General features: G+C 55.8%; 15 protein-coding genes and 5 tRNA genes. All 20 read left to right on the top strand.

Annotated features, from left to right (window positions below):
- The first annotated feature begins 27 nt into the window (after positions 1-27).
- Positions 28-103, top strand: a tRNA-Thr gene (locus ACWJ62_RS19155).
- Positions 104-142: 39 nt separating this feature from the next.
- A tRNA-Tyr gene (locus tag ACWJ62_RS19150) sits at positions 143-227 on the top strand.
- A gap of 11 nt (positions 228-238) precedes the next feature.
- A tRNA-Gly gene (locus tag ACWJ62_RS19145) sits at positions 239-313 on the top strand.
- A gap of 14 nt (positions 314-327) precedes the next feature.
- Positions 328-403, top strand: a tRNA-Thr gene (locus tag ACWJ62_RS19140).
- A gap of 51 nt (positions 404-454) precedes the next feature.
- Positions 455-1,651, top strand: coding sequence for an elongation factor Tu (tuf, locus tag ACWJ62_RS19135; RefSeq protein WP_008174851.1), 1,197 nt, complete (start codon positions 455-457; stop codon positions 1,649-1,651).
- A gap of 37 nt (positions 1,652-1,688) precedes the next feature.
- Positions 1,689-1,764, top strand: a tRNA-Trp gene (locus ACWJ62_RS19130).
- A 33-nt stretch (positions 1,765-1,797) separates the two neighbouring features.
- Positions 1,798-2,166, top strand: a complete 369-nt coding sequence (gene secE / locus ACWJ62_RS19125) for a preprotein translocase subunit SecE (protein WP_449287601.1) — start codon at positions 1,798-1,800, stop codon at positions 2,164-2,166.
- A 12-nt stretch (positions 2,167-2,178) separates the two neighbouring features.
- Complete coding sequence (nusG, locus tag ACWJ62_RS19120; RefSeq protein WP_449287600.1) at positions 2,179-2,712, top strand: transcription termination/antitermination protein NusG; 534 nt, start codon at positions 2,179-2,181, stop codon at positions 2,710-2,712.
- Between the two features lie 118 nt (positions 2,713-2,830).
- A complete protein-coding gene (rplK, locus tag ACWJ62_RS19115; protein WP_064228580.1) occupies positions 2,831-3,262 on the top strand; it encodes a 50S ribosomal protein L11 in 432 nt (143 codons plus the stop codon).
- Between the two features lies 1 nt (position 3,263).
- Positions 3,264-3,962, top strand: coding sequence for a 50S ribosomal protein L1 (gene rplA / locus ACWJ62_RS19110; protein ID WP_088829385.1), 699 nt, complete (start codon positions 3,264-3,266; stop codon positions 3,960-3,962).
- A 225-nt stretch (positions 3,963-4,187) separates the two neighbouring features.
- Positions 4,188-4,718 carry a 50S ribosomal protein L10 gene (gene rplJ, locus ACWJ62_RS19105; RefSeq protein ID WP_064228578.1) on the top strand — a complete coding sequence of 177 codons (531 nt, stop codon included), beginning with the start codon at positions 4,188-4,190 and terminating at the stop codon, positions 4,716-4,718.
- Positions 4,719-4,758: 40 nt separating this feature from the next.
- Positions 4,759-5,136, top strand: a complete 378-nt coding sequence (rplL, locus tag ACWJ62_RS19100; protein WP_008174836.1) for a 50S ribosomal protein L7/L12 — start codon at positions 4,759-4,761, stop codon at positions 5,134-5,136.
- A 241-nt stretch (positions 5,137-5,377) separates the two neighbouring features.
- Positions 5,378-9,457 carry a DNA-directed RNA polymerase subunit beta gene (gene rpoB / locus ACWJ62_RS19095; protein WP_449287599.1) on the top strand — a complete coding sequence of 1,360 codons (4,080 nt, stop codon included), beginning with the start codon at positions 5,378-5,380 and terminating at the stop codon, positions 9,455-9,457.
- A gap of 76 nt (positions 9,458-9,533) precedes the next feature.
- Positions 9,534-13,748, top strand: a complete 4,215-nt coding sequence (rpoC, locus tag ACWJ62_RS19090; RefSeq protein ID WP_449287598.1) for a DNA-directed RNA polymerase subunit beta' — start codon at positions 9,534-9,536, stop codon at positions 13,746-13,748.
- 167 nt (positions 13,749-13,915) lie between these two features.
- Positions 13,916-14,290: a 30S ribosomal protein S12 gene (gene rpsL, locus ACWJ62_RS19085; RefSeq protein ID WP_148607559.1), complete on the top strand. Its 375-nt coding sequence runs from the start codon at positions 13,916-13,918 to the stop codon at positions 14,288-14,290.
- Between the two features lie 114 nt (positions 14,291-14,404).
- Positions 14,405-14,875, top strand: coding sequence for a 30S ribosomal protein S7 (rpsG, locus tag ACWJ62_RS19080; RefSeq protein WP_008174847.1), 471 nt, complete (start codon positions 14,405-14,407; stop codon positions 14,873-14,875).
- An 18-nt stretch (positions 14,876-14,893) separates the two neighbouring features.
- Positions 14,894-16,999 (top strand): elongation factor G, encoded by a 2,106-nt coding sequence (gene fusA / locus ACWJ62_RS19075; protein WP_449287597.1) that lies wholly within the window; start codon positions 14,894-14,896, stop codon positions 16,997-16,999.
- 35 nt (positions 17,000-17,034) lie between these two features.
- Positions 17,035-18,231, top strand: coding sequence for an elongation factor Tu (tuf, locus tag ACWJ62_RS19070; RefSeq protein WP_008174851.1), 1,197 nt, complete (start codon positions 17,035-17,037; stop codon positions 18,229-18,231).
- A 185-nt stretch (positions 18,232-18,416) separates the two neighbouring features.
- Positions 18,417-18,728 (top strand): 30S ribosomal protein S10, encoded by a 312-nt coding sequence (gene rpsJ / locus ACWJ62_RS19065; RefSeq protein ID WP_077529290.1) that lies wholly within the window; start codon positions 18,417-18,419, stop codon positions 18,726-18,728.
- A 76-nt stretch (positions 18,729-18,804) separates the two neighbouring features.
- Positions 18,805-19,443 carry a 50S ribosomal protein L3 gene (rplC, locus tag ACWJ62_RS19060; protein ID WP_148607561.1) on the top strand — a complete coding sequence of 213 codons (639 nt, stop codon included), beginning with the start codon at positions 18,805-18,807 and terminating at the stop codon, positions 19,441-19,443.
- Positions 19,444-19,450 lie beyond the last annotated feature (7 nt).

Raw genomic sequence — 19,450 nt, 5'->3', positions numbered from 1 at the left:
CCGCCCTCGCTGACGAGGCGAATGTGAGCTGGCGTAGCTCAGTTGGTAGAGCAGCTGACTTGTAATCAGCAGGTCGGGGGTTCGATTCCGTCCGCCAGCTCCACTTTAAGTTTTGACGGATTTGCTCAAGCGAATCCGACTCGGAGGGGTTCCCGAGTGGCCAAAGGGATCAGACTGTAAATCTGACGGCATCGCCTTCGCAGGTTCGAATCCTGCCCCCTCCACCACTAAATTGCTCGCGGGCATCGTATAGTGGCTATTACCTCAGCCTTCCAAGCTGATGACGCGGGTTCGATTCCCGCTGCCCGCTCCAATTTGTTATGAAATGCTCATGTAGCTCAGTTGGTAGAGCACACCCTTGGTAAGGGTGAGGTCGGCGGTTCAAATCCGCCCATGAGCTCCATTATTTATCCGGTCAACGTTATGATCCTGGTTGATTAGGGAGATTGGTCGAATGTCTAAGTCTAAGTTTGAACGTAATAAGCCGCACTTGAACGTAGGCACCATTGGTCACGTTGACCATGGTAAAACCACTTTGACTGCTGCCCTGACCCGTGTATGTCACGAAGTTTGGGGTACAGGGTCTGCGAGTGCATTCGACCAGATCGATAACGCACCGGAAGAGAAAGCTCGTGGTATTACTATTGCGACGTCTCACGTTGAGTACGATTCTCCGAACCGTCACTACGCACACGTAGATTGCCCGGGCCATGCTGACTATGTGAAGAACATGATCACTGGTGCGGCGCAGATGGACGGCGCGATCCTGGTTTGCTCCGCAGCTGACGGCCCCATGCCGCAGACTCGCGAGCACATCCTGCTGTCCCGTCAGGTTGGTGTACCGTTCATCGTGGTGTTCCTGAACAAAGCGGACATGGTAGACGATGAAGAGCTGCTTGAGCTGGTTGAGATGGAAGTTCGTGACCTGCTGAGCCAGTACGACTTCCCGGGTGACGACACTCCGATCATCACTGGTTCCGCGCTGATGGCGCTGGAAGGCAAAGACGACAACGAGATGGGTACTACCGCTGTCAAGAAGCTGGTAGAAGCTCTGGATGACTACATCCCTGAGCCGGAGCGTGCGATCGATCAGCCGTTCCTGATGCCGATCGAGGACGTCTTCTCCATCTCCGGTCGTGGTACTGTTGTGACCGGCCGTGTTGAGCGTGGCGTTATCAAGACTGGTGACGAAGTGGAAATCGTGGGTATCAAGGATACCGTGAAGACCACTTGTACTGGTGTTGAGATGTTCCGCAAGCTGCTGGACGAAGGTCGTGCTGGTGAGAACATTGGCGCGCTGCTGCGTGGCACCAAGCGTGACGACGTTGAGCGTGGTCAGGTTCTGGCGGTTCCGGGTTCCATCACTCCGCACACCAAGTTCGAGTGCGAAGTGTACGTACTGTCCAAAGAAGAAGGCGGCCGTCATACTCCGTTCTTCAAGGGCTACCGTCCGCAGTTCTACTTCCGTACCACCGACGTAACCGGTTCTTGCGAACTGCCGGAAGGTGTGGAAATGGTTATGCCGGGTGACAACGTCAAGATGAGTGTTACCCTGATTGCTCCGATCGCCATGGAAGATGGCCTGCGCTTCGCGATTCGCGAAGGCGGCCGTACCGTTGGTGCCGGCGTAGTCTCCAAGATCATCGAGTAATAGACTCGAGAGTAAGTGCGCTGAGTTGTTTCGGTGCAGGCCAGTAGCTCAATTGGCAGAGCAGCGGTCTCCAAAACCGCAGGTTGGGGGTTCGATTCCCTCCTGGCCTGCCATTTTTTAACATCCGGATACATAAGTTGATTCCTATGGAGTCAAAAGCCGTTCAGTCAGCCAGCCGTTTCGATTTCCTGAAGTGGCTGGTTGTTTTCGTTCTGATCGCCATCGGTGTGGTGGGGAATCAGTATTTTAGTGCCGAGTCTCTGCTGTATCGGGTTCTGGCTCTTGTAGGTCTCGCAATTGTGGCGGTGCTTGTTGCCCTCCAGACCGACCGTGGCCGTCGCTTTGCGACGCTGCTGAAGGAAGCGAGAGTTGAGATCCGGAAAGTGGTATGGCCCACCAGGCCCGAGCTCGTGCAGACGACAGCTATTGTTGTTGTGTTTGTGCTGGTTGTGGCTCTGTTGTTGTGGGGTATGGATTCGCTGATCAGCTTGCTGGTCGCCGGATTTATCGGTTAACAGGAGTGGGCAATGGCTAAGCGCTGGTACGTCGTTCATGCGTATTCTGGCTTTGAAAAGCAGGTAATGCGCACTCTCAGGGAGCGCGTTGCGCTCAACGAGATGGAAGACCGTTTCGGCGAGATCCTGGTTCCGACCGAGGAAGTCGTCGAAATGCGAGAAGGGAAGAAGCGCAAGAGTGAGCGCAAATTCTATCCCGGGTACGTACTGGTCCAGATGGAAATGGACGATGCGACGTGGCACCTTGTTAAGAATACACCGCGTGTTCTTGGCTTTATTGGTGGTACCAAGGACAAGCCCGCACCGATTACCGAAAAGGAAGCGGAAGCAATCCTTCGTCGAGTTGAGAGCGGTGCAGATAAGCCCAAGCCGAAGACGTTGTTCGAGCCGGGTGAGATTGTTCGCGTTGTTGAAGGTCCCTTTGCGGACTTCAACGGTGTGGTCGAGGAAGTTGACTACGACAAGAGTCGGGTCAAGGTTGCTGTTCTGATCTTTGGGCGTTCAACTCCGGTGGAGCTGGAGTTTGGGCAGGTCGAGAAAGACTGACCGGTAACAGGAAAGCTGAAAGCTCGCGCGCTCAAGCGACGCGGGCTTTTTGTGTCTGCTCTTAGCAGTTGTGAAAAACGGGGAGCCGAGAGGCGTTTGAACCCATAGGAGATCTATCATGGCAAAGAAAATTGAAGCGTACATCAAGCTTCAGGTTGCTGCCGGCAAGGCCAACCCGAGTCCCCCCGTTGGTCCCGCACTGGGTCAGCGCGGCGTGAACATCATGGAATTCTGCAAGGCGTTCAACGCCCAGACCCAAGACATGGAGCCTGGTCTGCCGATTCCGACCGTGATCACCGTTTACAGTGATCGCAGCTTTACCTTTATTACCAAGACTCCGCCTGCGCCGGTTCTTTTGCTGAAGGCCGCTGGCATCAAGAGCGGCTCAGGCCGTCCGAACACCGATAAAGTCGGTACCGTGACTCGCGAGCAGCTTGAAGAAATTGCCAAGACCAAAGAGCCGGACCTGACTGCAGCCGATATGGACGCAGCGGTACGTACCATTGCAGGAACAGCCCGCAGCATGGGCCTGAACGTGGAGGGCCTGTAACATGGCAAAGCTGAGCAAGCGTCAGAAGCTTATTCGTGAAAAGGTAGACTCTACCCGTTCCTACTCTGTCGACGAAGCAGTTGCACTGCTGGTTGAGCTGGGCCAGAACGTGAAGTTCAAAGAGTCTGTCGACGTAGCCGTTAACCTGGGCGTTGACGCACGTAAATCCGACCAGGTGGTTCGTAGCAGCACTGTTCTGCCCCACGGCACCGGCAAGACTGTTCGCGTTGCTGTGTTTACCCAGGGTGCCAATGCTGAAAAAGCAACGGCTGCTGGTGCAGACATTGTGGGCATGGACGATCTGGCGGACGAAGTTAAGAAAGGCAACATGGATTTCGACGTGGTTATCGCCACTCCGGACGCCATGCGTGTTGTTGGTCAGCTGGGCCAGATTCTTGGTCCCCGTGGCCTGATGCCGAACCCGAAGGTGGGTACTGTGACTCCTGACGTCGAGACTGCGGTCAAGAACGCCAAGGCCGGTCAGGTTCGTTACCGCACCGACAAGAACGGCATTATCCACGCTCCGCTGGGTAACGTTGAATTCTCTGCGCAGAACATCAAGGAAAACCTTGAAGCTCTGGTAGCAGATCTGAAAAAGGCCAAGCCGTCGTCGGCGAAAGGTGTGTATCTCAAGAAGATCACCGTTTCCTCGACTATGGGTCCTGGCCTGACTATCGATCAGAGCGGTCTCGCTATTTGATCATTTGATCGGTGGTTACTTTGTAGTCTGGGCGGAAGCCAAGGCTGTCAAAGACCGCAGGCCCCCGAAGCACTCCCTGTTTGACTGGAAGTGCTGAAAGGGTTAAAGCAACGCCTGCGCAGACGGTGTGAAGACGTTCTCTCTGAACCCAAACACCGTTAGGAGCCCCGCGAGGGGTATATGTGGGTTTGCCGGAAAGACCCGGCGAAATCGAGGAGAAATCCAGTGGCAATTAGACTCGAAGACAAGAAAGCGATCGTCGCTGAAGTCAACGAGACTGCCGGTGGTGCTCTGTCTGTGGTTATGGCTGACTACCGTGGTGTTACCTCTGGTGACATGACGGCGCTTCGTGCCAAGGCTCGTGCCGAAAACGTGCGTCTGAAGGTTGTTCGTAACAACCTGGCGAAGATCGCGATTCGCGGTACCGAGTTCGAGTGCATCGACGAAGCCCTGGTCGGCCCGACCATTCTGGCATTCTCTATGGAAGATCCTGGCGCGGCAGCGCGCCTGCTGAAGGATTTTGCCAAAGAGAAAGAAGCGTTCGAGATTAAGGGACTGGCCGTCGGCGGAGAGCTGATGGGTGCAGACCAGATCGACCGTCTTGCCAAGCTGCCAACACGTCACGAAGCGCTGACAATGCTGGCCGCTGTAACACAGGCACCGATCACCAAGCTGGCACGGACACTGAACGAAGTTCCTTCGAAAGTGACTCGTGCTGTAGCGGCAGTTCGCGACCAGAAGCAAGAAGCTGCTTGATTCTGTTGAACACCATTTTTTATATTTTTGGGAGAAAGTCATGGCTCTGTCTAACGAAGACATTTTGAACGCAATCGCTGAAATGAGCGTAATGGACGTAGTTGCGCTGGTTGAAGCAATGGAAGAAAAATTCGGTGTTTCTGCCGCTGCAGCCGTTGCTGCTGCGCCGGCCGCTGCTGGTGGTGGCGAAGCCGCTGCTGAAGAGCAGACCGAGTTTGACGTTGTACTTACCGGTCCTGGTGAGAAGAAAGTAAACGTAATCAAGGCCGTTCGTGAACTGACCGGCCTGGGTCTGAAAGAAGCCAAGGAAATGGTCGACAGCGCTCCTTCCGTTATCAAGGAAGCAGCTAGCAAAGACGACGCTGAAGAAGCCAAGAAGAAGCTTGAGGAAGCAGGCGCTTCTGTTGAGCTCAAGTAAGAGTCGGCTGTTGATCGAAACCGTGCGATAAGCATGGACAGGCTGGTGGCTTTGGGCCACCGGCCTTTTTCTGTTGTATATGCTATAGAGTCTGGTGAGCAATTGCAGGTTGATGTCAGATCTATAACCTACAGCCAGAGTCTTGTTCAAGACGGCGCGATAAGCCGAGCAATTCGGCCCCGAAGCAGAACATTGGTTGCTTCTTGATACCAGGTATCAGGTCTAAAGCTGGGGAATGCAGATGACTTACTCCTACACTGAGAAAAAGCGGATTCGCAAAGATTTTAGTAAATTGCCTTCCGTGATGGACGTCCCCTATTTGCTGTCTATTCAGCTGGATTCGTTCCGGGACTTCCTCCAAATGGAAGCCGCTCCTGAAGACCGCCGGGAAACCGGTCTTCACGCAGCATTCAAATCCGTATTCCCGATTGTCAGTTACTCTGGCAATGCCGCGCTCGAATACGTGAGCTATCGTATTGGCGAGCCGGTTTTTGATGTCAAGGAATGCCAGCTTAGGGGCGTAACCTATGCAGCGCCGCTGCGGGTGAAGGTCCGCCTTATCATTTACGATAAGGAATCGTCCAACAAGGCGATCAAGGACATTAAAGAGCAGGAAGTCTACATGGGCGAGATGCCCCTGATGACCGAGAACGGTACCTTCGTTATCAACGGTACCGAGCGCGTTATTGTTTCCCAGCTCCACCGATCTCCGGGTGTGTTCTTCGATCACGACAAGGGCAAGACTCATTCCTCCGGCAAGCTGCTGTATTCTGCCCGGGTGATTCCTTACCGTGGTTCCTGGCTGGACTTCGAGTTTGATCCGAAGGACTCTGTGTTCGTTCGTATCGACCGTCGTCGTAAACTGCCGGCATCCATTCTGTTGCGTGGCCTGGGCTATACCTCCGAGCAGATGCTGGAGATGTTCTTCGAAACCAGTAAGTTCAGCCTGGGCGCCGAAGTGTGCAAGCTGGAGCTGGTGCCGAGCCGTCTGCGTGGCGACATCGCAACCTTCGATATCAAGGACAATGACGGTAACGTGATTGTCGAGGAAGGTCGCCGGATTACGGCCCGCCACATCAAGCAGCTGGAAAAAGCCGGTATCAACGAGCTTGAGGTACCGACCGAGTACCTGTATGGCCGTGTACTGGCCAAAGACATGATCGATCAGGCTTCCGGTGAAGTTCTGGTGGAGTGTAACTCCGAGCTGACAGAAGAACTTGTTACCAAGATTCTCGACGCTGGTGTTAAGGATATCGAAACCCTTTACACCAACGATCTGGACTGCGGTCCGTTCATGTCTGACACCCTGCGTATCGATCCGACCCGCACGCCGCTCGAAGCGCTGGTTGAGATCTACCGGATGATGCGCCCGGGCGAGCCGCCCACGAAGGAGTCAGCTGAGAACCTGTTTAACAACCTGTTCTTCTCTGAAGAGCGCTATGACCTGTCTGCGGTTGGCCGGATGAAGCTGAACCGCCGCCTGCGCCGTGAAGAAAGCACAGGTGAGGGCACGCTGACCCACGAAGACATCATCGATGTCCTCAAGACCCTGATCGATATCCGTAATGGCCAGGGCAATGTTGACGATATCGATAACCTCGGTAACCGTCGGGTTCGCTGTGTTGGCGAAATGGCCGAAAACCAGTTCCGCGTTGGCCTGGTGCGGGTTGAACGCGCAGTTCGTGAGCGTCTGAGCCTTGCTGAAAGCGAAGGGCTGATGCCGCAGGACCTGATCAACGCCAAACCGGTAGCGGCCGCTGTTAAAGAATTCTTCGGCTCAAGCCAGCTGTCCCAGTTCATGGACCAGAACAACCCGCTGTCCGAGGTCACGCACAAGCGTCGTATCTCTGCGTTGGGCCCGGGTGGTCTGACCCGTGAGCGTGCGGGCTTTGAGGTTCGTGACGTACATCCGACCCACTACGGTCGCGTATGCCCGATCGAGACGCCGGAAGGTCCGAACATCGGTCTGATCAACTCGCTGGCGACTTACGCGCGCTCCAACTCCTACGGTTTCCTTGAGAGCCCGTACCGGAAGGTTGAGAACGGCGTGGTAACCGATGAAGTGGTTTACCTGTCCGCAATCGAGGAGAGCAACTACGTCATCGCCCAGGCCAGCGCCGCCATGGACGAAAAGTCCAAGCGTCTGACCGACGAGCTGGTTACGGTTCGGCACCAGAACGAATTTACCGTTACTCCGCCGGAAAGCGTCAACTTCATGGACGTATCTCCGCGTCAGGTTGTGTCGGTAGCGGCATCTTTGATTCCGTTCCTGGAGCACGACGATGCTAACCGGGCACTGATGGGTGCGAACATGCAACGTCAGGCGGTTCCGACGCTTAAAGCCCAGGTTCCGCTGGTCGGGACTGGTGTTGAGCGGACGGTTGCCCAAGACTCTGGCGTCTGTGTGTCGGCCCGCCGGGGCGGTGTCATCGAAAGCGTTGACGCTTCGCGCATCGTGGTTCGCGTCAACAACGAAGAGACCGAAGCGGGTGACGCAGGTGTGGATATCTACAACCTGACCAAGTACACCCGTTCGAACCAGAACACCTGTATCAACCAGCGCTCCATCGTGCGTCAGGGCGACGTGATTGCCCGTGGCGATGTGCTGGCTGACGGCCCATCCGTCGATCTGGGTGAGCTGGCCCTGGGGCAGAACATGCGCATCGCGTTCATGCCCTGGAACGGTTACAACTTTGAGGACTCCATCCTCATTTCCGAGAAAGTGGTTCAGGAAGACCGCCTGACGACTATCCACATTCAGGAGCTGACCTGTGTGGCTCGGGACACCAAGCTGGGAAGCGAAGAAATCACCGCGGACATTCCGAACGTTGGTGAAAGTGCGCTGTCCAAGCTGGATGAGTCCGGTATTGTTTACATTGGTGCTGAGGTAGGCCCCGGCGACATTCTGGTAGGCAAGGTAACACCGAAAGGTGAAACCCAGCTTACTCCAGAAGAGAAGCTGCTGCGTGCCATCTTTGGTGAGAAGGCGTCTGATGTGAAGGACACCTCCTCCCGTGTGCCGACTGGTACCCGCGGCACCGTTATCGACGTGCAGGTCTTTACCCGCGACGGTATCGAGAAGGATCAGCGTGCCCAGGCCATCGAGAAAGAGCAGCTGGACCAGTATCGCAAGGACCTGAAAGACGAGTACCGGATTGTTGAAGGTGCGACCTTTGAGCGTCTGAACAGTGCGTTGAACGGCCAGGAAGTCATCAGTGGGCCGGGCCTGAAGAAAGGGGCGACCCTCGAAGAGAGCTACCTGGCCGAGCTGCCGCGTTCCGACTGGTTCAAGCTCCGGATGAAAGACGAGAGCCTGAACGAGCTGCTGGAGAAATCCGAGCAGGGTCTGGAGGATCGCAAGAAAGAGCACGAAGCGCGCTTTGACGATAAGAAAGGCAAGCTTCAGCAGGGCGATGACCTCGCGCCGGGCGTACTGAAGATCGTCAAGGTGTACCTGGCCATCAAGCGTCGTATCCAGCCGGGCGACAAGATGGCCGGTCGTCACGGTAACAAGGGTGTTATTTCCTCGGTTATGCCGATTGAAGACATGCCTTACGACGAGCACGGCAACACGGTTGACGTGGTTCTGAACCCGCTGGGTGTTCCTTCGCGGATGAACGTAGGTCAGGTGCTTGAGACTCACCTGGGCGCGGCGGCCAAGGGTCTGGGTGAGCGTATCAGCCAGATGCTGGACGAGCAGCGCAAGGTGGCTGAATTACGCAAGCTGCTGGATGAGATCTACAATCACTCAGACGAAGTGTTCAAGGTGGACCTGGATTCCCTGTCCGACAAGGAAATCCTGGAGATGTGTCATAACCTTCGCAGCGGTGTACCCATGGCAACGCCGGTATTCGACGGTGCCAAGGAGGCCGAGGTCAAGCGCATGCTTGAGCTTGCGGGATTGAGCACCACCGGTCAGACCATGCTGTATGACGGTCGCACCGGTGATATGTTCGATCGCCCGGTGACGGTTGGCTACATGTACATCCTGAAGCTGAACCACCTGATCGATGACAAGATGCACGCTCGTTCCACCGGCTCTTACAGCCTGGTTACCCAGCAGCCGCTGGGTGGTAAGGCGCAGTTCGGTGGCCAGCGCTTCGGTGAGATGGAAGTGTGGGCCCTTGAGGCCTACGGTGCAGCTTATACGCTGCAGGAGATGCTCACCGTCAAGTCTGATGATGTGAACGGTCGGACCAAGATGTACAAGAACATTGTCGATGGCGATCATCGGATGGAGCCGGGCATGCCCGAATCCTTCAACGTTCTTGTCAAGGAAATCCGCTCGCTGGGTATCGACATCGAGCTGGAATCCGAGTGAGCCGAATTGTTTTTGGCAGCGTGAGCGGGCACGACCAGTGCCCGCCCGAGATTAACGCCATCCGGAGCTTTTACTGATGAAAGATTTGCTGAATCTTCTCAAGAGCCAGAACCAAAGCAAGGAATTCGACGCCATCCGCATTGGCCTGGCGTCGCCTGACATGATCCGTTCCTGGTCCTTTGGCGAAGTGAAGAAGCCTGAGACCATTAACTACCGTACCTTCAAGCCGGAGCGTGACGGTCTTTTCTGTGCCAAGATCTTCGGCCCGATCAAGGACTACGAGTGTCTGTGCGGTAAATACAAGCGCCTGAAGCATCGCGGTGTTATCTGCGAGAAGTGTGGCGTTGAAGTTGCACTGGCCAGCGTGCGTCGTGAGCGTATGGGCCACATCGAGCTGGCCAGCCCGGTCGCGCACATCTGGTTCCTGAAGTCACTGCCGTCCCGTATCGGTCTGATGCTGGATATGACCCTGCGCGATATCGAGCGGGTCCTGTACTTCGAATCCTTTATTGTTATCGATCCGGGGATGACCACCCTGGAGAAGGGGCAACTGCTGAATGATGAGCAGTACTATGAAGCCCTGGAAGAATTCGGTGACGAGTTCGACGCCCGCATGGGTGCCGAAGCGGTCAAGGAGCTCCTCGAAGGTATCGATCTGCAGGAAGAGGTTGATGCCCTGCGTGAAGAGATCCCGCAGACCAACTCCGAAACCAAGATCAAGAAGTTCAGCAAGCGTCTGAAGATTCTTGAGGCGTTCCTGTATTCCGGCAACAAACCAGGCGACATGGTCATGACCGTGCTGCCGGTGCTTCCGCCGGATCTGCGCCCGCTGGTACCGCTGGACGGTGGCCGCTTCGCGACCTCTGATCTGAACGATCTGTACCGTCGGGTGATCAACCGGAACAACCGTCTCAAGCGCCTGCTGGAGCTGAACGCGCCGGATATCATCGTGCGCAACGAGAAACGGATGCTGCAGGAAGCCGTCGATGCGCTGCTGGATAACGGCCGCCGTGGCCGGGCCATTACCGGCACCAACAAGCGCCCGCTGAAATCCCTGGCTGACATGATCAAGGGTAAGCAGGGTCGTTTCCGTCAGAACCTGCTGGGTAAGCGTGTGGACTACTCCGGTCGTTCGGTGATCGTGGTTGGTCCATACCTGCGCCTGCACCAGTGTGGTCTGCCCAAGAAGATGGCACTGGAACTGTTCAAGCCGTTTATTTTCTCCAAGCTGGAGCACCGAGGCCTGGCGACCACCATCAAGGCCGCCAAGAAGATGGTCGAGCGCGAGGAAGGCGTGGTCTGGGATATCCTGGACGAGGTCATCCGTGAGCATCCGATCATGCTGAACCGTGCGCCGACTCTGCACCGTCTGGGTATTCAGGCGTTCGAGCCGGTTCTGATCGAAGGCAAGGCAATCCAGTTGCACCCGTTGGTGTGTGCGGCCTATAACGCCGACTTTGACGGTGACCAGATGGCGGTGCACGTACCGCTGACTCTGGAAGCCCAGCTTGAAGCTCGTGCGTTGATGATGTCCACCAACAACGTACTGTCGCCGGCTAACGGCGAGCCGATTATCGTGCCGTCTCAGGACGTGGTACTCGGTCTGTACTACATGACCCGTGAGCGCAAGAGCGCCCTGGGCGAAGGTATGGTGTTTGCTGACGTCAAAGAGGCGCATCGTGCCTACGGCGCTGGCATGGTCGACCTTCAGGCGATCGTCAAGGTTCGCGTTAAGGAAGTTGCGATTGCCGAAGACGGTTCGCGCACCGAAGAATACAAGATTGTTGATACCACGGTTGGTCGGGCGCTGCTGTTCGACATCGTGCCTGATGGCCTGTCCTACGAGCTGGTCAACAAGCCGATGGTCAAGAAGGCAATCTCTAACCTGATCAACACCTGCTACCGTGATGCCGGCCTGAAAGACACCGTCATCTTCGCGGACCAGCTGATGTACATGGGTTATCACTATGCGACCGTGTCCGGGATCTCCATCGGTTTCAACGATTTCGAGATTCCGCCGGAGAAGTACGAGCTGGTCGATGCCGCATCCGCTGAGGTGAAGGATATCGAGACCCAGTACGCGTCCGGTCTGCTGACTCAGGGCGAGAAGTACAACAAGGTTATCGACATCTGGTCACGTGCCAACGATAAAGTTTCCAAAGCCATGATGGAGCGTCTGGCGAAGGAGCAGGTTATCGGGCCTGACGGACAGCCGGTGAAGGGTGAAGACGGCGAATACCTGATGCAGGAGTCGTTCAACTCGGTTTACATGATGGCCGATTCCGGCGCCCGGGGTTCCGCGGCCCAGATCCGTCAGCTGGCCGGTATGCGTGGCCTGATGGCCAAGCCGGATGGCTCCATCATCGAAACGCCGATCACCGCGAACTTCCGTGAAGGTCTGAACGTACTCCAGTACTTCATCTCCACCCACGGTGCTCGTAAGGGTCTGGCGGATACCGCTCTGAAGACCGCGAACTCCGGTTACCTGACTCGTCGTCTGGTGGACGTGTCCCAGGATCTGGTCGTTACCGAGCCTGACTGTGGTACCGATGAAGGTCTGCTGATGACGCCGCACATCGAAGGCGGCGACGTTGTTGTACCCCTGGGTGACCGGGTTCTGGGTCGTGTGACCGCCCGTGATGCGTTTACCCCGACTGACAAGGACAACGCCGTCATTGAAGCCGGCACCTTGCTGGACGAGAAGGCCGTTGAAACCCTCGAGCGGGCCGGTGTGGACGAAGTCTGGGTTCGCTCTGCGATCACCTGCGAAACCCGCCATGGTATCTGTTCCAAGTGCTACGGCCGTGATCTGGCCCGTGGCCATGAGGTCAACGTTGGTGAGGCTGTCGGCGTTATCGCCGCTCAGTCCATCGGTGAGCCGGGTACCCAGCTGACCATGCGTACCTTCCACATTGGTGGTGCGGCCAGCCGGGCGTCCGCGGTGGACAATATCCAGGTCAAGCATGGTGGTACGGTCCGTCTTCACAATATGAAGTCGATTGAGAAGGCCGATGGTTCTCTGGTGGTGATCTCACGATCCTCTGCGCTGGCGATTGCCGATGACCAGGGTCGTGAGCGTGAGTGGTACAAGTTGCCATACGGTGCGGTTCTCTCCGTGAAGCACGGAGATGCCGTTGAAGCCGGCGTTGTGGTTGCCAAGTGGGATCCACACACTCACCCGATCATTGCCGAAGCCGGTGGTACCGCGAAATTCGTCAATATGGATCAGGGCATCACTGTCCGGACCCAGACTGACGAACTGACCGGCCTGTCCACCATGGAGGTCATTGATTCCAAAGAGCGTCCTGCGGCTGGCAAGGACATCCGTCCGGCGATCCAGCTCATTGACGAAAAGGGCGAGGAAGTGGAACTGCCAGGCGGCGGTACCGCAATCTTCTTCCTGCCGGCGAATGCGCTGGTGACCATGGCCAATGGCGCGCGGGTTGAGCTAGGTGATGTGGTTGCGCGGATTCCGCAGGAAAGCTCCAAGACCCGGGATATCACCGGTGGTCTGCCGCGAGTTGCCGATCTGTTCGAGGCCCGTCGTCCGAAGGAGTCGTCCATTCTGGCTGAAATCAGCGGTATGGTCTCGTTCGGCAAGGAAACCAAGGGCAAGAAGCGTCTGGTGATCACGCCGAAGGATGCCGATCCCTATGAAGTGCTGATTCCGAAGCACCGTCAGCTCAACGTCTTCGAAGGTGAGACCGTTGAGAAGGGTGAGGTGATTTCGGATGGTCCGTCCAACCCGCACGATATTTTGCGTCTGCTGGGTGTGGTCGAGCTGGCCAAGTACATCACCAACGAAATCCAGGACGTTTACCGTCTGCAGGGCGTTGTCATCAACGATAAACACATTGAGGTTATCGTTCGCCAGATGCTGCGCAAGGTCGAAATCACCGATCCGGGTGATACGACTCTGCTGTCCGGTGATCAGGTGGAAATCACCCAGGTGCTGGAAGAAAACGAGAAGGCCGACGTGGCAGACAAAGAGCCGGCTAGGTTCGAGCGTCTGCTGCTGGGTATCACCAAGGCTTCCCTGGCCACCGAGTCGTTCATTTCTGCGGCTTCGTTCCAGGAAACCACCCGGGTACTCACCGAAGGTGCGGTTACCGGTAAGCGGGATTACCTGCGCGGCCTGAAAGAAAACGTTGTGGTTGGTCGACTGATTCCGGCTGGTACTGGTCTGGCGTATCACAACGAGCGTCGTCGCAAACGTGACCTGGAAGAGCAGGGCGTAACCGCGGCCGACGTGGAAGAAGCTCTGAGTGCCGAGCTCAACCGCGAAAGCTGAGTTGAGCCGGCGCACTGCCTCCGGGTAGTTACCTACCCGGGAGGTGGTCAAAAAGAGACCAGTCATCTTGACTGTCCGGGGGCGCAGGCTTACACTTGCGTCCCTTAAATTTTACCCTCTGCACTGGGGGTAAGTTTCATTGATATGGTTTTTTGGAGTTTGCTTACATGGCAACGATTAATCAGTTGGTGCGTAAGCCTCGTAAGCGCCGGGTAGCCAAGAGCGATGTTCCTGCTCTCCAGGCCTGCCCTCAGCGCCGTGGTGTGTGCACTCGTGTGTATACCACAACGCCGAAGAAGCCGAACTCAGCACTGCGTAAAGTGTGCCGTGTTCGTCTGACCAACGGCTACGAGGTTTCCTCATACATTGGTGGTGAAGGTCACAACCTTCAGGAGCACAGTGTTGTGCTTATCCGTGGCGGTCGAGTTAAAGACCTTCCGGGTGTGCGCTATCACACTGTTCGCGGAACGCTGGACACTCAGGGTGTACAGAACCGTAAGCAGGGCCGCTCCAAGTACGGTGCAAAACGACCCAAGTCCTGATGTCCCGAGCGGGTGTCTTTTATCGTTGCTTGTCAGAACGGTAAGAGTAAGGCTGAGTAGCATTTGCTATCTCAGGGGTTCCTGAAGACCTTTTAGATATATAAGGGCTTATCGATGCCTAGAAGAAGAGTTGCAGCTAAACGGGAAATTATCCCGGATCCGAAATTCGGCAGTGCACGTCTTGCCAAGTTCATCAATCACGTGATGGAAAGTGGCAAGAAATCTACCGCAGAGCGCATTGTTTACGGTGCTCTGGACATTGTTGCCGAGAAATCCAAAGAAGAGCCGATCGACATGTTCGAGAAGGCCCTGGAGAACATCCAGCCGATGGTTGAGGTTAAGTCCCGTCGTGTGGGTGGTGCTACTTACCAGGTGCCTGTCGAAGTACGGCCTTCCCGTCAGAACGCGCTGGCAATGCGCTGGCTCGTAGAATATTCACGGAAGCGCGGTGAGAAGTCCATGGCTCAGCGTCTGGCTGGTGAAATCCTGGACGCCGCTGACAGCAAAGGCTCCGCTGTTAAGAAGCGTGAAGATGTTCACCGCATGGCAGAAGCCAACAAGGCGTTCTCTCACTTCCGTTTCTAATCAGCCGAGGTTTATACAGTGGCACGCAAGACTCCTATCAAGCGTTACAGAAACATTGGTATTTGTGCGCACGTTGATGCGGGCAAAACCACGACCACCGAGCGGGTGCTGTTCTATACAGGTATCTCCCACAAGATCGGTGAAGTCCATGATGGTGCAGCCACCATGGACTGGATGGAGCAGGAGCAGGAGCGTGGTATTACCATCACCTCTGCTGCGACTACGACATTCTGGCAGGGTATGGATAAGCAGTACCCGGAGCACCGGATCAACATCATCGACACCCCGGGGCACGTTGACTTCACGATCGAAGTAGAGCGTTCCCTGCGCGTACTCGACGGTGCGGTTGTCGTGTTCTGTGGCTCCTCCGGTGTTGAGCCCCAGTCCGAGACGGTGTGGCGTCAGGCCAACAAGTACGAAGTTCCCCGCATGGTGTTCGTCAACAAGATGGACCGTGCCGGTGCAAACTTCCTGCGCGTTGTAGAGCAGATCAAGAAGCGTCTGGGCGCGAACTGCGTTCCGATTCAGTTGCCGATCGGTGCCGAAGACAACTTCGCTGGCATTGTGGACCTGATTCGTAACAAGGCCATCTACTGGAACGAAGCTGACGCTGGCGCCAGCTACGAGCAGAAAGAAGTGCCTGCGGAAATGGAAGAAGAAGTCGCCATGTACCGCGAGCAGATGGTCGAAGCTGCTGCAGAAGCCAATGAAGAGTTGATGGAGCGGTACCTCGAAGAGGGTGAGCTGTCCATCGAGGATATCAAGAAAGGTCTGCGCATGCGCACCCTGGCCAACGAAATCGTTGTTGCCACCTGTGGTTCTGCGTTCAAGAACAAGGGCGTTCAGGCTGTTCTGGACTCTGTTATCGAGTTCCTGCCGGCGCCGGACGAAGTCAAGGCCATTCGTGGTGAGGTTGACGAAGATGGCACCGAAGAGCTTCGTGAGGCGGATGATAACGCGCCCTTCGCGGCACTGGCGTTCAAGATCGCCACTGATCCGTTTGTCGGTACTCTGACTTTCTTCCGGGTTTACTCCGGTAAGCTTGAGTCCGGTAATGCCGTCTACAACTCGGTCAAGGGCAAGAAAGAGCGCGTCGGCCGTATGGTTCAGATGCACTCCAAGGATCGTCAGGAAATCAAAGAGGTTCTGGCGGGCGACATTGCTGCGGCTATCGGTCTGAAAAGCGTGACCACCGGTGATACCCTGTGCGACGAGAATCACAAGATCATTCTCGAGCGTATGGAATTCCCGGAGCCGGTCATCTCTGTTGCCGTTGAGCCGAAGTCCAAGGCGGACCAGGAAAAGATGGGCGTTGCCCTGGGCAAGCTGGCTCAGGAAGACCCGTCGTTCCGCGTTCGTACTGACGAGGAATCCGGCCAGACCATCATCTCCGGCATGGGTGAGCTTCACCTGGACATCATCGTCGACCGTATGCGTCGCGAATTCAAGGTAGAGGCGAACATCGGTAAGCCGCAGGTTGCTTATCGTGAGTGCATCCGCAAGCCGGTAGACGTCGAAGGCAAATTCGTACGTCAATCTGGTGGCCGTGGTCAGTACGGTCACGTCAAGCTGAAGCTTGAGCCGTTGCCGCTGGATGATGAAGAAGGCGAAAACTTTATCTTCGTGAATGAGATTGTTGGTGGTGTTGTTCCCAAGGAATACATCCCGGCAGTTCAGCAGGGTATTGAAGAGCAGATGCAGAACGGCTGTCTGGCCGGTTATCCGCTGCTGCGTATCAAGGCAACCCTGTACGACGGTTCCTATCACGACGTCGACTCCAACGAAATGGCCTTCAAGGTTGCCGGTTCCATGGCAATGAAGAAGGGTGCCCTCGAGGCAAGCCCGGCACTGCTCGAGCCGATCATGCGTGTGGAAGTTGTGACGCCGGAAGACTACATGGGTGATGTTGTAGGCGACCTGAACCGTCGTCGCGGCGTAATCCAGGGTATGGACGAGGGTCCTGCTGGTAAGGTCATCCGTGCAGAGGTTCCGTTGTCGGAAATGTTCGGTTACGCCACCGACTTGCGTTCTGCAACGCAAGGCCGGGCGTCCTACGCGATGGAGTTCTCTGGTTATTCAGAGGCACCTTCGAACATTGCCGAAGCGATCATTAAAAAGGGTTGATCCCCAGGACTTAAGAAACAGGAAGAGGTGTAACCGTGTCTAAATCTAAATTTGAGCGTAATAAGCCGCACTTGAACGTAGGCACCATTGGTCACGTTGACCATGGTAAAACCACTTTGACTGCTGCCCTGACCCGTGTATGTCACGAAGTTTGGGGTACAGGGTCTGCGAGTGCATTCGACCAGATCGATAACGCACCGGAAGAGAAAGCTCGTGGTATTACTATTGCGACGTCTCACGTTGAGTACGATTCTCCGAACCGTCACTACGCACACGTAGATTGCCCGGGCCATGCTGACTATGTGAAGAACATGATCACTGGTGCGGCGCAGATGGACGGCGCGATCCTGGTTTGCTCCGCAGCTGACGGCCCCATGCCGCAGACTCGCGAGCACATCCTGCTGTCCCGTCAGGTTGGTGTACCGTTCATCGTGGTGTTCCTGAACAAAGCGGACATGGTAGACGATGAAGAGCTGCTTGAGCTGGTTGAGATGGAAGTTCGTGACCTGCTGAGCCAGTACGACTTCCCGGGTGACGACACTCCGATCATCACTGGTTCCGCGCTGATGGCGCTGGAAGGCAAAGACGACAACGAGATGGGTACTACCGCTGTCAAGAAGCTGGTAGAAGCTCTGGATGACTACATCCCTGAGCCGGAGCGTGCGATCGATCAGCCGTTCCTGATGCCGATCGAGGACGTCTTCTCCATCTCCGGTCGTGGTACTGTTGTGACCGGCCGTGTTGAGCGTGGCGTTATCAAGACTGGTGACGAAGTGGAAATCGTGGGTATCAAGGATACCGTGAAGACCACTTGTACTGGTGTTGAGATGTTCCGCAAGCTGCTGGACGAAGGTCGTGCTGGTGAGAACATTGGCGCGCTGCTGCGTGGCACCAAGCGTGACGACGTTGAGCGTGGTCAGGTTCTGGCGGTTCCGGGTTCCATCACTCCGCACACCAAGTTCGAGTGCGAAGTGTACGTACTGTCCAAAGAAGAAGGCGGCCGTCATACTCCGTTCTTCAAGGGCTACCGTCCGCAGTTCTACTTCCGTACCACCGACGTAACCGGTTCTTGCGAACTGCCGGAAGGTGTGGAAATGGTTATGCCGGGTGACAACGTCAAGATGAGTGTTACCCTGATTGCTCCGATCGCCATGGAAGATGGCCTGCGCTTCGCGATTCGCGAAGGCGGCCGTACCGTTGGTGCCGGCGTAGTCTCCAAGATCATCGAGTAATCTGCTCGTTTGATCAGGAAAAAGGGGCTGATTCTTCAGCCCCTTTTTCTGTTTCAGCCGCAAAGCTTGCCTGACCCGGTCAACCAGTATTGCTGTTGACAGGGTTGGGTATTATGCATACAATGCGGCTCCTTTTTTTGAAGGTCGGCTAACTAGTAGCTGCTACGAGTGGAGTTTGGTGCATCATGCAAAGCCAAAAAATTCGAATCCGGTTGAAGGCGTTTGATTATCGCCTGATCGACCAGTCCACGCAGGAGATCGTCGATACCGCCAAGCGGACCGGCGCTCAGGTGCGTGGCCCTATCCCTCTGCCGACGCGGAAGGAAAAGTACACCATATTGATCTCTCCGCACGTCAACAAGGACGCGCGTGATCAGTATGAAATTCGTACGCATAAGCGTTTGCTCGACATCGTTGAGCCGACGGAAAAGACAGTAGATGCTCTGATGAAACTGGACCTGGCAGCAGGTGTAGACGTTCAGATCAGCCTCGGCTAATACCGCCCGGTATTAGTCTGTGTAACTGTCATAAGGCCATAGAGGGTGAGAGCCCCGTACACTTAAGAGGTGAAGCATGGCAATTGGTGTTGTCGGTCGTAAGGCCGGTATGACCCGTATTTTTACGGAAGATGGGCAGGCGCTGCCCGTAACGGTAATTGAGGTTGAGCCCAACCGCATTACCCAACTGAAAACTCTTGAAAGCGATGGCTACCGCGCCGTACAGGTGACTGTCGGTACTCGTCGTTCCTCTCGTGTTACCAAGAGCGAAGCGGGCCACTTTGCCAAGGCGGGCGTTGAAGCCGGTCGTGGTATGTGGGAATTCCGTCTTGCCGATGGCGAAGGTGAAGACCTTGCCGCTGGTAGTGAGATCACGGCTTCTGTATTCGAAGACGGTCAGGTGGTTGATGCCATCGGGCAGTCCAAGGGTAAGGGCTTCCAGGGCGGTGTAAAGCGCTGGAATTTCTCTATGCAGGATGCCACTCACGGTAACTCTCTGTCTCACCGTGCTCCGGGTTCCATTGGTCAGAACCAGACTCCGGGCAAGGTATTCAAGGGCAAAAAGATGGCGGGCCAGATGGGTAATGCTCAGGTAACTGTGCAGAACCTGAAAATCGTCCGTGTCGACGCCGAGCGCAACCTGCTGCTGGTAAGTGGTGCCGTTCCCGGCGCAACTGGCGGCGATGTTGTCATCAAGCCTGCAGTTAAAGCCTGAGGAGCGG

The organism is Marinobacter sp. PE14, assembly GCF_053566155.1.
Note: the sequence above shows the minus strand (reverse complement) of the source record. Positions and strands in the feature narration are given on the sequence as shown.

Excerpts from the sequence above, each read along its gene's own strand:
- tuf (WP_008174851.1), top strand. The coding sequence starts at position 455 with ATGTCTAAGTCTAAGTTTGAACGTAATAAGCCGCACTTGAACGTAGGC.
- secE (WP_449287601.1), top strand. The coding sequence starts at position 1,798 with ATGGAGTCAAAAGCCGTTCAGTCAGCCAGCCGTTTCGATTTCCTGAAG.
- nusG (WP_449287600.1), top strand. The coding sequence starts at position 2,179 with ATGGCTAAGCGCTGGTACGTCGTTCATGCGTATTCTGGCTTTGAAAAG.
- rplK (WP_064228580.1), top strand. The coding sequence starts at position 2,831 with ATGGCAAAGAAAATTGAAGCGTACATCAAGCTTCAGGTTGCTGCCGGC.
- rplA (WP_088829385.1), top strand. The coding sequence starts at position 3,264 with ATGGCAAAGCTGAGCAAGCGTCAGAAGCTTATTCGTGAAAAGGTAGAC.
- rplL (WP_008174836.1), top strand. The coding sequence starts at position 4,759 with ATGGCTCTGTCTAACGAAGACATTTTGAACGCAATCGCTGAAATGAGC.
- rpoB (WP_449287599.1), top strand. The coding sequence starts at position 5,378 with ATGACTTACTCCTACACTGAGAAAAAGCGGATTCGCAAAGATTTTAGT.
- rpoC (WP_449287598.1), top strand. The coding sequence starts at position 9,534 with ATGAAAGATTTGCTGAATCTTCTCAAGAGCCAGAACCAAAGCAAGGAA.
- rpsL (WP_148607559.1), top strand. The coding sequence starts at position 13,916 with ATGGCAACGATTAATCAGTTGGTGCGTAAGCCTCGTAAGCGCCGGGTA.
- rpsG (WP_008174847.1), top strand. The coding sequence starts at position 14,405 with ATGCCTAGAAGAAGAGTTGCAGCTAAACGGGAAATTATCCCGGATCCG.
- rpsJ (WP_077529290.1), top strand. The coding sequence starts at position 18,417 with ATGCAAAGCCAAAAAATTCGAATCCGGTTGAAGGCGTTTGATTATCGC.
- rplC (WP_148607561.1), top strand. The coding sequence starts at position 18,805 with ATGGCAATTGGTGTTGTCGGTCGTAAGGCCGGTATGACCCGTATTTTT.